Annotated in this window: 6 protein-coding genes; 3 read left to right on the top strand and 3 right to left on the bottom strand. The window is 74.0% G+C overall.

All coding sequences use genetic code 11. The features are described from left to right. Together ACIQ87_RS38745 and ACIQ87_RS38740 are read left to right on the top strand one after the other, a co-directional pair. A partial coding sequence (locus ACIQ87_RS38745; RefSeq protein ID WP_402416724.1) for a thiamine pyrophosphate-dependent enzyme occupies nucleotides 1-648 on the top strand: 648 nt, incomplete at its 5' end. 92 nt (nucleotides 649-740) lie between these two features. Then, nucleotides 741-1,646, top strand: coding sequence for a UbiA family prenyltransferase (locus tag ACIQ87_RS38740; RefSeq protein ID WP_402416721.1), 906 nt, complete (start codon nucleotides 741-743; stop codon nucleotides 1,644-1,646). Nucleotides 1,647-1,660: 14 nt separating this feature from the next. On the opposite strand, the gene ACIQ87_RS38735 is transcribed toward ACIQ87_RS38740, so the two are convergent. The 3 genes from ACIQ87_RS38735 to ACIQ87_RS38725 form a co-directional block, all read right to left on the bottom strand. Further along, on the bottom strand, nucleotides 1,661-2,305 hold the full coding sequence (locus tag ACIQ87_RS38735; protein ID WP_402416718.1) for a response regulator: 645 nt from the start codon (nucleotides 2,303-2,305) through the stop codon (nucleotides 1,661-1,663). Then, nucleotides 2,302-3,408, bottom strand: a complete 1,107-nt coding sequence (locus tag ACIQ87_RS38730) for a sensor histidine kinase (protein ID WP_402416715.1) — start codon at nucleotides 3,406-3,408, stop codon at nucleotides 2,302-2,304. Before ACIQ87_RS38730 ends, ACIQ87_RS38735 begins: the two co-directional genes overlap by 4 nt. A gap of 233 nt (nucleotides 3,409-3,641) precedes the next feature. Continuing rightward, on the bottom strand, nucleotides 3,642-4,565 hold the full coding sequence (locus ACIQ87_RS38725; protein WP_402416712.1) for an MBL fold metallo-hydrolase: 924 nt from the start codon (nucleotides 4,563-4,565) through the stop codon (nucleotides 3,642-3,644). An 814-nt stretch (nucleotides 4,566-5,379) separates the two neighbouring features. Between ACIQ87_RS38725 and ACIQ87_RS38720 the strand changes: the two genes are divergently transcribed. Beyond that, nucleotides 5,380-13,848, top strand: coding sequence for a type I polyketide synthase (locus ACIQ87_RS38720; protein WP_402416710.1), 8,469 nt, complete (start codon nucleotides 5,380-5,382; stop codon nucleotides 13,846-13,848). The last annotated feature ends 22 nt before the right edge of the window (nucleotides 13,849-13,870 follow it).

The following is a 13,870-nucleotide window of genomic DNA, read 5'->3' as shown; positions in this document are numbered from 1 at the left end:
ATCTACGGTCTCACGAAGGGGCAGTACTCGCCGACGAGTGAGCTGGGCAAGGTGACGAAGTCGACGCCGATGGGTTCGCTGGACGCGCCGTTCAACCCGTTGTCGCTGGCGATCGGCGCGGAGGCCACGTTCGTGGCGCGGACGATCGATTCGGACCGTCAGCATCTGCAGTCGGTGCTGCGGGAGGCGGCGTTGCACGAGGGTACGGCGCTGGTGGAGATCTACCAGAACTGCAACATCTTCAACGACGGCGCGTTCGAGGTGCTGAAGGAGCCGGGCACCCGTGACGAGGCGCTGGTCCGCCTGGAGCACGGCAAGCCGATCCGTTTCGGCACCGATCTGGCGAACGGGGTCTTCCGGGGCCGTGACGGCGAGTTGTTCACCGCCCCGGTGACGGCCGGCAACGAGGCGGACGTGCTGGTCCACGACGCGCACGCCGCGAACCCGGCCGGCGCGTTCGCGTTGTCCCGGATCGCGGACGCGGACACCCTCCACCACACCCCGATCGGTGTCCTGCGCAGTGTCCGGCGGCCGGTCTACGACGAGTTGATGGCCGAGCAGCTGGCCACCGCCACCACCCAACACGGCCCCGGCGACCTGGCCACACTCCTCGCCGGCAACGACACCTGGACGGTGCAGGCTTCCTGATGAGACAAGCGACCAGGACGTGCGAGCCGGTGACCGGCGCGGGTGGGGGCTCGGCCCCGAGCCCCCACCCCCACGACGCCGGGGTTGGTGTCATGACCACGGGACCGCTCACGGCGGATCCCCCGACCCGGTCCCTCCTGTCGGCGGCCCGGCACTGCCTGGTCGAGTCCCGACCGGTGGTGCAGATCGTCTTCCTGATGCGGTTCCTGGTGGGCGCCGTCTGCGGGGCGGTCGGCGGCGAGGACTGGTCGGCCGGCGGGGTGCTGCTCGGCGGGCTGGCCATGACCTGCGCGGTCATGGCGGCCTACCTGCTGAACGGTGTGATGGACATCGCCGAGGACCGGGCGAACGGCTCGCGGCGCCCGATCGCCCGCGGCGCCCTGCGCCTGCGGACGGCGGCCGCCGGAGTGCGGGTCCTGTCCGGCGCCGCCCTGGTGCTCTCGGTGTTCGTGCCGGGAGAGTTCTGGTTCATCGTGCTCTCCCTCTTCCTGGGCTACGCCTACTCGGTGCCGCCGCTGGCCGCCAAGCGGCGCACCGCGACCAGTGCCGCCGCGGTGATCGCGATGGGGGCCTCCAGCTACCTGGCCGGCGCGGTCTCCGCCGGCGGCGGCGGGTTCTCGAAGGGCCCCCTGCTGTTCTGCGGGCTGCTGGCCCTGTGGATGGGCTTCGTGGGCGCCGTCACCAAGGACCTCGGCGACATCGCCGGCGACCGGGAGGCGGGCCGCCGCACCATCGCGGTGGTGTACGGCGAGCGGACGGCCCGGCTGTTCGCCGCGGTCTCGGCCGTCGCCCTGGGGACGGCCGGGCTGCTGCTCGGGCTCCGTACCGAACCGCTGATGCTGGCGGGTGCGGTGCCGCTGGCCCTCGGGGCCGGCTGGGTCGCGGTGCGCTGCCTGTGGCCGGACAAGGAGCAGGCCCGCGGCCCGTACCGGGCGTTCATGGTCACCCAGTACGCGGCGAACGCGGGCCTGGCCCTCGGTCTGCTCGTCGGGAAGTGATCGCGATCCGCTGCTCACCGACCGATCAGTCGCGCGGACTGGGCCTTGTTGACGGCGTCGAGCCGGGTGGTCGCTTCCAGCTTGGTGAAGATGTTCCGCAGGTGCCGCTTGACCGTGCCCTCGGTGATGCCGAGCCGGCGCCCGATCTGCCGGTTGCTCATGGCCTCGGCCACGCAGGTGAGCACCTCCAGCTCGCGCGAGGTGAGGACGTTCTGCGGCTCGGGCGCGGCGGTCGGGCGCGGCGGTCGGGCGCTGGGCCGCTGCGGGGTGAACAGGGTGGTGCCCCCGGCGACGGCGCTGCGCACCGCGGCGAGCAGCACCTCCCGGGTGGCCGACTTGTGCAGGTAGCCGAAGGCGCCCTCGGAGAGCAGGGAGTGGACGAGATCGTCGTCGTCGTGCATGGTCAGGACGACGATGCGGGAGTCCGGGACGGCGGTCTTGAGCTGCCGTACGGTCTCGATCGGACCCGGCCCGGGCATCTCCAGGTCGAGCAGGATGACGTCGGGCTGCAGTTGGATCGCCTGGTGGACGGCCATCGGGCCGTCGCCCGCCTCGCCGACCACGGTGATGTCGGGCTCCCTGGTCAGGAGGTTGCACAGGGCGGTGCGGAGCAGGACGTGGTCGTCGGCCGCGAGGACGCGGACCTGGGAGTCGCTCATGAGACGTATTCACCGGAGCAGTCGACTGCCGGCAACGGTATTCGGAACTGGATCCGGGTGCCCTTTCCGTTGATGTTGGCGACCGACAGGGTGCCGCCCATGGCGGTGGTCCGCTCGCGCATGGAGACCATGCCGTTGCCGCTCTGGAACTTGGACGCGGACAGGTCGATGCCCTTGCCGTTGTCGGTGACCCGGGTCTCGAGCACGCCGTCGCCGAGGTTCACCTCGACCTGGATGCTGGTGGCACCCGAGTGCTGGTAGGCGTTGCGCAGGCACTCCCGGATGATCAGGAACACCTCGTCGTGCTGGAGCGCGGTCATCTCCGTGGTGCCGCCCTCGACGTGGATCTCCACCACGGTGTCGGCCGGGCAGGACAGTTCGACGTAGTCCAGCAGCCGCTTGTGGAAGCTGGTGCGGCTGCGCGGTGCGCGCAGGCCGTTCACCAGCTCCCGGACGAACCCGAAGGTGTCCTGGAGCGCGGTCTTGGCCTCCTCGATCCGGGCGGAACCCGGTCCGGGACCGCCGGCCTCGGCCTCGGCCTCGGCCTCGGCCTCGTGGAGTTCGAGCAGGCGCATGGCCAGGCCGAGGCTGCTGCCGATCCGGTCGTGGATCTCCCGGGCGAGCCGGGCCCGTTCGGCGGAGTTGATCCGGTTGACCCCGCGCATCAGGAAGGCGTCGTAGCCGATCAGCGCCGCCTGCACCCGGCTGTGGACGCTCTGGTGCAGGGCTCTCACCGCACGCCGCATCCGGACGAGTGCCACGTCGTCCGGCAGGCAGGCCATCATGTCCGGTAGTGCGTCGAGGACGATGTCGGTGAGGATCTGGGCGGCCCGGAGCGACTCCATGGCGGGGATGTGCTGGAGCGCCCGTCGGGCGCCGAGCTCCAGCGAGGAGAACTCCGCGTCGAATTGCTCGGGGAGTTCGGCACGGGGGCCGTGGATGGCTCTGATGCAGTCGGCCATGATCTCGCGGGCCTGCTGCTCGCACTCCGGCCACACCGTCTCCTCGAGGACCAGGAGACTGCCCGCGGAGCGCAGCGCCTCCGCGTAGGCCGCGATGGCCGAATCGACGACCTTCTCCAGCCCGCAGGGATCGGGTGTCAATACTTTGGCAACCACTCTGTTTCCCCCATTCATCCACGGCCGACGTTCCCAGTGGCCCGGTCACAACCGCCCATGCAGCGTCGATCATATGCACAATGACGTCGCTGTCTGTCAACTGGATGTTACGGATACGGGCAGCGCGAACCGGGGGCGTCCGGCTGGATCGTGGGCGAACCACATCTGGGGGGATGGGCGCTTCCACAGAGTGGTGTCATGATGGCATTCCGTAGCCGTCACCCCTCGAGGTCGAGCGCCTCCCAGTGCCGGCGCGAACCGTCCGTGACCACCCGGCCGAACAGGACGTCGGCGAAGTGGCCGCCGAAGCCCAGCGTGTCCGGGGCGGACAGCTCCCGGAGGATCCGCAGCCGGGAGTCCACCGAGACGTCCCGGGCGGAGTCCACCAGCACCCGCCACTCCGGTCGCTCCACCTGCACGGCACTGTGCAGGGCGTCGCCGATGACGACGAGCCGTCGCCCGCCGGACGAGATGATGTACGAGGTGTGGCCGAGCGTGTGGCCGGGGGTGTTCCAGGCCGTGACGCCCGGGAAGATCTCCTGGCCGTCCGTCGCGCCGACCGCGTTCTCCTGGAGGTGTCGCGCGGCGGCGGCGGACGGCGCTCCGTGCCAGCCGCGCCACTCGGTCAACGAGGTGACGAACCGGGCGGAGCCGAAGAGCAGCCCCGATCCGCTGGGGTTCGGGGCGAAGGCCCAGCCCACGTGGTCCTCGTGGAGATGGGTGAACGCGATGGTGTCGACGGCCTCGGGCGCCAGGCCGTGCGCGGCCAGGCCCGCCGGCAGCCGCCCGCCCTCCTCCGCGCCGAGGAAGGGGTAGCTGTCGGTCGCTGACGTGCGGCGCGGCCCGTAGCCGGTGTCGATCAGCAGCGCCCGGCCCCGGTGCTCGACCAGCAGGCTGCCGACGGACGCGACCAGGTAGCCGTCCCGGTCGAGGTGGTCGGAGTGTCGCTGCCAGTCGCCGCCGCCGGTCTCGGGGAACCAGGCGCGCGGAATCAACTGGACGAATCCGTCCGGAAGGTAGGTCAGCCGGTGATCGCCGAATTCGAGCGTACGGGCGGGGGAGATTCGACGGAGCCGCTCGCCCCTCTCCGCTGCCGTCGGGGATTGGGCGGGCTGCTGCGGGTACGGCACGTCTTCGACCACATGGATCACGGTAGACGGATTGGCCCCCATCTTTCAACGTTCGCCCACTGCGGCGACGGTCACATACCGGCGGCGAACTGTCGGCCGCCCGATGGTTTTTGGCCATCAGGTGGGGGAAGTGGGCCGATTCGGTCTCTCCGTTCGGTGGATTCGACGGGTGTTCAATCCCGGTCGCGCGCGGTGCGGATGGCGTCGAGGCGGCTCCCGGATATCCACAAAAAGCGTTCACTTGACATTAGTTGATGGACAGTCCGGTCGGGGCGAATCGGCCGGTGGCGCTCGTCGACGGGGTCGGCGACGGCTTGACCTGCGATTGACCCGAGGTGACCGGCCCGAGGCCGTGGAGCGTCAGGAGGCGAAATCCGGCGGCTGCCGGCACCCGGCCGGACCCTACCGGCGGACGACGCGGCGCCGCACGCCGGTCCGCGGAGACGGGTGGGGCGGGCAGGGGGCGAACAGGGGTCGACGGCGGGCCGCACCGGTCCCCGCCGGGTGCGCGGAGCGGCCCGCGCCGCGCCGCGCGAGGGGCCCCCGGGGCGGGGCCGCGGCCGGTCGGGGTCGCGGTCGGGGTGGGGGACGTAGGGGGACTGCTAGGGGTTGGTGCGGATTCGGGGCGGCCGTAGCGTGCCGGTGATCGCGTGTGCCGGGGCTCGGGGCCGGCCGGCGGTCGAACCGGTGGCCCGCGGGCGCCGCAATCCCTCACCGAACCAGGAGGTCCGGCGCGATGACAACCGCAGCAGGTGTGAGTCGCGTGGTACCCGGCCGCGGGGCTCGCCCGGCCGGCGGTCCGGCGACCGGTGGAACGGGCGCGCCGGTGGAGGATGCCGTCGCCGTCGTCGGGGTGGCCTGCCGGCTCCCCGGGGCGGACGGACCCGACGCGTTCTGGGCGATGCTGAGGGAGGGCCGCAGCGCCGTCGCCGAGGCGACGGTCGAGCGCTGGGGCCGCGACCTCGGCGAGCACGCCGCCCGGCACGGAGCGTTCCTGGACCGGGTCGACCTCTTCGACGCCGGCCTGTTCGGCGTCTCGCCGCGCGAGGCCGCCGCCATGGACCCGCAGCAGCGGCTCGCCCTGGAACTCGGCTGGGAGGCCCTGGAGGACGCCGGGACCGCCCCCGATCGGCTGTCCGGCACGGCCACCGGCGTCTTCCTCGGCACCATGAACGCCGACTACGCGCTGCTCGCCGACCGCCTCGGCCCGGACGCCATCGGCCGGCACACCCTGACCGGCTCGCAGCGCTCCATCATGGCCAACCGGCTGTCCTACACCCTCGGCCTGCGGGGCCCCAGCCTGTGCGTCGACACCGGCCAGTCCTCCTCACTGGTCGCCGTGCACCTGGCCGCGGAGAGCCTGCGCCGGGGCGAGAGCGAACTCGCGCTGGCCGGCGGCGTACAGCTCAACCTGGTGCCCGAGACGGCCCTGGTCGCCGAGGGCTTCGGCGGGCTCTCCCCGGACGGCCGCTGCTTCACCCTCGACGCCCGCGCCAACGGCTACGTCCGCGGCGAGGGCGGCGCCCTGGTCGTGCTCAAGCCGCTCGACCGCGCGCTGGCCGACGGCGACCGCGTCTACGCCGTCATCCGCGGCGGCGCCGTCAACAACGACGGCGCCACGCCCGGGCTGACCACGCCCGACCCGGCCTCGCAGCGCGAGGTCGTCGAACTGGCCTGGCGGCGGGCGGGGATCCCCACCGACGCCGTCCAGTACGTCGAACTCCACGGCACCGGCACCAGCGTCGGCGACCCCGTCGAGGCCACCGCGCTCGGCGCGGCCCTGGCCGCCGGGCGCGTCGACCGGCCGCTGCAGGTCGGCTCGGCCAAGACCAACGTCGGACACCTGGAGGGCGCCGCCGGAGCCGTCGGCCTGCTCAAGGCCGTCCTCGGCATCCACCACCGGGAACTGGTCGCCGGCCTCAACCACGACACTCCCAACCCGGCCCTCGACCTGGCCGCCCTCGGCCTGAGCGTGCGGCGGCACACCGGTCCGTGGCCCGAGGTCGACCGCCCGCTGCTGGCCGGCGTGAGCTCCTTCGGCGTGGGCGGCACCAACTGCCACCTGGCGCTGTCCGAGGCGCCCCGGCCGACCACCCCGGGCGGCGAGCACCCCGCGCCGGCCGGGCGGCAGCTCGCCTGGCCGGTGCACGGCCACGGCGAACGGGGCCTCCGGGCCCAGGCGCGACGCCTGCACACCCACCTGACGGAGCACCCCGACCTCGACCCGGCCGACGTCGCGCACACCCTCGCGGTCGGGCGGGCGGCGCTGCGCCACCGCGCCGTCGTGGTGGGCGCCGACCGGACCGGGCTGCTGGCCGGGCTGGCGGCGGTGGCCGCCGGGGAGGAGGCCGGAGGCGTCGTCCGGGGCGCGGCCGAGGCCGGGAAGCTGGCGTTCCTGTTCACCGGCCAGGGGGACCAGCGACTCGGCATGGGCCGGGAGCTGTACGAGGCCTTCCCGGTGTTCGCGGACGCCTTCGACGCGGTCTGCGATCGGGTCGAACTGCCGCTGCGCGAGGCCGTGTTCGGGTCGGACGCGGAGCTGCTGGGGCGGACCGAGTACGGGCAGCCCGCGCTGTTCGCGCTCCAGGTGGCGCTGTTCCGGCTGTACGAGAGCTGGGGCGTTCGGCCGGACTTCCTGGCCGGGCACTCGCTCGGCGAGCTGGCGGCCGCGCACGTCGCGGGCGTGCTGTCGCTGGACGACGCCACCACCCTGGCGGCGGCGCGCGGACGGCTGACCGAGGAGCTGGCGGCGGGCGGCGCGATGGTGGCGGTCAAGGCCGCCGAGGCGGACGTTCTGCCGCTGCTGACCGACAACGTCAGCGTCGCCGTGATCAACGGCCCGACGTCGGTGGTGATTTCCGGCGACGAGTCCGAAGCCCTGGCCGTCGCCGGGAAGTTCGAGAAGTGGAAGCGGCTCAACATCCCGTTCTCGTCCCACTCGCCGCTGGTGGACGGGATGTTGGAGGAGTACCGCCGGGTCGCGCAGGGGCTGACGTACACCGCGCCGCGGATCGCGGTGGTGTCCACCGTGACGGGATCCGTCGTGGCGGCCGAGGAGCTGTGCTCGCCCGAGTACTGGGTGCGCAACGTCCGCCAGTCCGTACGCTTCCTCGACGCGATGCGCACCCTGGAGGCCCAGGGCGCCACCGCCTACCTGGAGTTGGGCCCCGACGGCGTGCTGTCCGCCGCCGGCCCGGACTGCCTGACCGACGCGGGCGGTGTGTTCGCTCCCTCTCTGCGGGAGGGGCGCGACGAGCTCCGCACGGCGGTGGGCGCTGCGGCGACCGCGTACGTCAACGGCGCTCCGGTGGACTGGACGGCCCTCGGCGGCGGCCGCCGGGTGCCGCTGCCGACGTACCCCTTCCAGCGGGAGAGCTACTGGCTGACCGGGGCGCAGGCCGCTCCGGACGCGCCCGGCCAGGCCGTTCCGGGGGTGCCCGGCCCCGCCGGTCCGGCGGAGGCCCGGCAGGAGACGGCCGGCGCCGAGGACCGTCTGAGCTCCTGGCGGGACCGCGTCGCCGGCGCTTCCGAGGCCGAACGCGAGCGGCTGCTGGCCGAGTTGGTGCAGGGCCAGGTGGCCGTGGTGCTCGACTACCCGGGTGCCGGGGCGGTCGACGTCACCGCCTCCTTCAAGCAGCTCGGCTTCGACTCGCTGACGGCCGTGGAGCTGCGCACCCGACTGGCCGCCGCCACCGGGCTCGACCTGCCCGCCAGCCTGCTCTTCGACTACCCGCGGCCCGCCGTCCTGGCGCGGCAGCTGGTGGACCGGCTCCTCGGCACCACGGAGGGAGCGCCGGCCGACGAGACCCCGGCCGGCGGACCCGAGCCGATCGCCATCGTCGGCATGGCCTGCCGCTACCCGGGCGGGGTCGCCTCGCCCGAGGACCTGTGGCGCCTGGTGACCGACGGCGCGGACGCCGTCGGCGGCTTCCCGGCGGACCGCGGCTGGGACCTCGCCTCGCTCTACCACCCCGATCCGGCCAACCCCGGCACCTCCTACACCCGCCAGGGCGGATTCCTCGACGGCGTCGGCGGGTTCGACGCCGGGTTCTTCGGGATCTCGCCGCGTGAGGCGCTGGCGATGGACCCGCAGCAGCGGCTGCTGCTGGAGACCTCCTGGGAGGCCTGCGAGCGCGCCGGCATCGACCCGTCGACGCTCCGGGGCAGCCGGACCGGCGTCTACGTCGGCGCGATGTCGCACGACTACGGGCCGCGGCTGCACGAGGGCGCCGACGGCCTCGACGGATACCTGCTGACCGGCACCACGGCGAGCGTGATGTCGGGCCGCGTCTCCTACACCCTCGGTCTTGAGGGCCCCGCGGTCACCGTGGACACCGCGTGCTCCTCCTCGCTCGTCGCCCTCCACCTGGCCGTCCGGGCGCTGCAGCGCGGCGAATGCGGCATGGCGCTGGCCGGCGGCGTGGCCGTCATGTCCACCCCGGGCATGTTCGTGGAGTTCAGCCGACAGCGCGGGCTGGCCTCGGACGGCCGCTGCAAGCCGTTCGCGGCCGCGGCGGACGGCACGGGCTGGGGCGAGGGCGCGGGCATGCTCGTGCTGCAGCGCCTGTCGGACGCCGAGCGCCTCGGGCACCCGGTGCTCGCGGTGGTGCGCGGCAGCGCGGTCAACCAGGACGGTGCCAGCAACGGCCTGACCGCCCCCAACGGGCCGTCGCAGCAGCGGGTGATCCGCGCGGCGCTGGCCGACGCCGGGCTGACGGCGGGCGACGTGGACGCAGTCGAGGCGCACGGGACGGGTACCCGGTTGGGTGACCCGATCGAGGCGCAGGCGCTGCTGGCGACGTACGGTCAGGAGCGTGCCGAAGAGCCGCTGTGGCTGGGGTCGTTGAAGTCGAACGTCGGTCACACCCAGGCGGCGGCGGGTGTCGGTGGCGTGATCAAGATGGTCATGGCGATGCGGGCGGGCGTCCTTCCCAAGACCCTGCACGTGGACGAGCCTTCGCCGTTCGTGGACTGGTCGGCGGGTGCGGTCGAGCTGCTCACCGAGGCGCGGGGCTGGCCGGGGGGCGAACGGCCCCGCCGGGCCGCCGTGTCCTCCTTCGGGGTCAGCGGGACCAACGCGCACGTGGTGCTGGAGCAGGCGCCGGAGTCCGAGGCCTCCGCGGCGCCGACGGCCGACGGCGTGGTGCCGTGGGTGCTGTCGGCCCGCAGTGAGGCGGCGCTGCGGGAGCAGGCGCGGCGGCTCCGCGGGCGGATGGCCACGACGGAGGCAGACCCGGCCGACGTCGGGTACTCCCTCGCCGCCGCCCGGACCGCGTTCGAGCACCGGGCCGTGGTGATCGGCGACGGGCGGGACGAGCTGCTGACGGCACTCGACGCCGTCGCCCGGGGCGAGGCCGCCGCCGGTGCGGTGTCCGGGCGGGTGCGTTCGGGGCGTCCGGTGTTCGTGTTCCCGGGGCAGGGTTCGCAGTGGCTGGGCATGGCCCGGGGGCTGCTGGCGGACGAGCCGGTGTTCCGTTCGCGGATGGAGGAGTGTGCCAAGGCGCTTGCTCCGTATGTGGATTGGGAGTTGCTGGAGGTTGTCTCGGGTGAGGACGGCGGGTGGATGGAGCGGGTGGACGTGGTCCAGCCGGTGCTGTTCGCCGTGATGGTGTCGCTGGCTGCCCTCTGGCGTTCGTGCGGTGTGGAGCCGTCGGCGGTGGTGGGTCACTCGCAGGGCGAGATTGCCGCCGCCGCCGTGTCCGGTGCGCTGTCGCTGGAGGATGCCGCCCTGGTGGTGGCGCTGCGGAGCCAGGCGATCATCGAACTGTCGGGCCTGGGTGGCATGGTGTCCGTTCCGCTGCCCGTGGAGAGCGTTCGCGAGCTGCTGTCCGGCCGTGAGGGGATCTCGATCGCGGCCGTCAACGGCCCGAACTCCGTCGTGGTTTCCGGCGATGCCGGCGCCCTGGACGAGCTGATGGAGCACTGCGGCGCGCAGGAGATCCGCGCTCGTCGCATCGCGGTGGACTACGCGTCGCACTCGGCGCACGTCGAGCGCATCGAGGCCCGTCTCGCGGAGCTGCTGGCCCCGGTCACCCCGCGTGTTCCGGAGGTGCCGTTCCACTCCACCGTGACCGGTGAGGTCATCGATTCGGCCGCGCTGGACGCCGGTTACTGGTACCGCAACCTGCGCCAGACGGTGGAGTTCGCGAGCACCGTCGAGGCCCTGCTGGCCTCGGGTCACTCGCAGTTCGTGGAGGTGAGCGCCCACCCGGTGCTGATCGTCGGCATCCAGGAGTCCATCGACGCCACCGGCGTCGAGGCGACGGTCCAGGGCACCCTGCGCCGTGACCACGGTGGCCGGGAGCGTTTCCTGACCGCCCTCGCCGAGGCCTGGGCCAACGGCGCCACCGTCGACTGGGCCGCCCAGTTCCCCACGGCCCGCCGCATCGACCTGCCCACCTACGCCTTCCAGCGCGACCGCTACTGGCTCGCCCCCGCCAGGCCGGGTGCCGGAGCCGTGAGCGAAGCGGGCCTGGCCGCCGCCGACCACCCGCTGCTGGGCGCGGCGGTGGCACTGGCCGACCGCGACGGGCACGTCTTCACCGGCCGCCTCTCGGTGCAGACGCAGCCGTGGCTGGCCGACCACGCCGTGGCCGGCACGGTGATCCTGCCCGGCACCGCCTTCGTCGAGCTGGCCGTTCGCGCGGGTGACCAGGCCGGTTGTGACGTGTTGGAGGAGCTGACCCTGGAGGCGCCGCTGGTGCTGCCCGCCCAGGGCGGCGTGACGGTGCAGGTGGTGGTCGGCTCGCCCGACGCCGACGGCCGCCGCGAGGTGGAGGTCTACTCCCGCCCCGGCGACGCCGAGGGCACGGACGAGCCGTGGACCCGCCACGCCACCGGCACCCTCGGTCGGGCCCGCGAGGCCGCGGCCGGCTTCGCGGAGGCCGAGTGGCCGCCCCGCGGCGGCGTCGCGATCGACGTGGAAGCCCTCTACCAGCAGCTGGACGCCGCCGGGTTCACCTACGGTCCGGCGTTCCGGGGCCTGCGGGCCGCCTGGCAGCGCGGGGACGAGGTCTTCGCCGAGGTCGCCCTCGCGCCGGAACAGCAGTCCGAGGCGGGTGGATTCGGGCTGCACCCCGCGCTGCTCGACGCGGCCCTGCACGCCGCCGGGTTCGCGGTGCTGATCCAGGACGACGGCCCGGGCCGGCTGCCGTTCTCCTGGCGCGGTGTCCGGCTGCACTCGGTCGGTGCGTCCGTGCTGCGGGTGCGGCTGACGCTGGCCGGGCCCGAGGAACTGTCGCTGGCCGTCGCCGACGCGGCCGGGGCCCCGGTGCTGGAAGCCCGGTCGCTGATGCTCCGTCAGATGCGCCCCCTGGCGGGGGAGAGCGAGGCCGGAAGCCTGTACCGGGTGGAGTGGTCCGCCCTCCCGTCCGGCTCCCCGGCCGAGCCCGCCTCCGCCGGCTGTGCCGTGCTCGGCGCCGACGGGCTCGGCGTCCGCGGCGCACTGGAGGCCGCGGGCCTGTCCGTGGCGCACTACCCGGAGCTTTCGGCGCTCACCGCCGAGGCGGAGGCCGGCCGCGCCGTGCCCGCCACGCTGTACGTGCCGATGACGGCCGGCAGTGAGGGCGGGGACGACCTGGTCGACGAGACCCACCGGGCCACGCTGCGGGCACTCGACGTCCTCCAACACGTACTGGCGAACGGTGAGTTCGAGCGGACCACCGTCGTCGTGGTGACACGCGGCGCGATCGCCGCGGGCGCCGGCGAGACGGTGTCGGACCTCTCGCACGCGCCGGTCTGGGGCCTGCTGCGCACCGCGCAGTCGGAGGGCCCCGGCCGCTTCGTCCTGGTGGACCTCGACGACGCCGACCGCTCGCGGCTGCTGTTGGCCGCCGCGGTGGCCACCGGTGAGGCCCAACTCGCCCTGCGTGCCGGGGAGATCCGCGTGCCCAGGCTCGCCCGCGCGCTGCCCGCCGGCGACACCGAGGCGTACGCCTCGGCCGTCCCGCGCCTCGACCCGAACGGCACCGTCCTGATCACCGGCGCGACCGGCGCCCTCGGTGGGCTGCTCGCCCGCCACCTGGTCACCGTGCACGGCGCCCGCCACCTGCTGCTGCTCAGCCGCAGCGGCCGGGCGGCGGCGGGTGCGGCCGAACTGGAGGCAGGGCTCCGGGAACTGGGCGCCGAGGTGGAGCTGGTGGCCTGCGACGCGGCCGACCGCGCGGCGCTCGCCGCCCTGCTGGACACCGTCCCGGCCGACCACCCGCTCACCGCCGTCGTCCACACCGCCGGCGTGCTCGACGACGGGGTGATCCCCGCGCTCACGCCGCAGCGGGTCGCGGCGGTCCTGCGGCCCAAGGTCGACGCGGCGCTGGCCCTGCACGAGCTGACCGCCCACCTCGACCTGGACGCCTTCGTCCTCTTCTCCTCCGTCGCCGCCACCCTCGGCAACGGCGGCCAGGGCAGCTACGCCGCGGCCAACGCCCTGCTGGACGCCCTGGCCCACCGGCGGCAGGCGGACGGTCTGGCCGCCACCTCGCTCGCCTGGGGCTTCTGGGCGCTCCGCAGTGGCATGACCGGCCACCTCGAAGGCGTCGACGTGGCCCGGATGGAGCGGTTCGGCCTGGGGGCCCTGCCCTCGGACGCCGGGCTCGCCCTGTTCGACGCCGCGCTCGCCGACGGGGCGGCGGCGTACGTCCCGGCCCGGCTGGAACTCGCCCCGATCCGCGGCAGGGCCCGCGCGCTCGGCGAGGTGCCGACGATGTTCCGGGGCCTGGTCCGGGTGCCGGAGCGCCGTACCGCGGCCGCCGCCGACGGTGTGGCCGACGTCCGGTCCTTCGCCGACCGCCTGGCGGCGGCTCCGGCCGAGGAGCGGGCCGGGCTGGTGCTGGACCTGGTCCGGGCGCAGACCGCCGCCGTCCTCGGCCACGCCTCCCGCGAGGCCGTCGACGGGGGCAACGCGTTCAAGGAGCTCGGCTTCGACTCGCTGACCGCGGTCGAGCTGCGCAACCGGCTCAACGCCGCGACCGGGCTGCGGATGCCGGCCACCCTGATCTTCGACTACCCGACACCCGCGGCCCTGGCCGGCTTCGTCCGGCGCGAACTCGCCCCCCGGGACGAGCCGGAGAAGGACCGTTCGCTGCTCGCCGAGCTCGACCGGCTGCGGTTCGCGATGTCCACGGCCGAGCCGGACGAGCTCGAACGGGACCGGGTGACCGCGCGGTTGGAGTCGCTGCTGGCCGAGTGGACCGGCGGCGGGCGGGACGAGCGCGGCGGTTCCGACGAGGTCGACCTCGGGGCGGCCAGCGACGACGAGATGTTCGCCCTCCTCGACAACGAGCTCGGGCTTTCCTGAAGTGACCACGACCAGTTCCCGG

Origin of the sequence: Kitasatospora sp. NPDC096204 (assembly GCF_044763205.1) — a bacterium.
Lineage (GTDB): Bacteria > Actinomycetota > Actinomycetes > Streptomycetales > Streptomycetaceae > Kitasatospora.
Note: the sequence above shows the minus strand (reverse complement) of the source record. Positions and strands in the feature narration are given on the sequence as shown.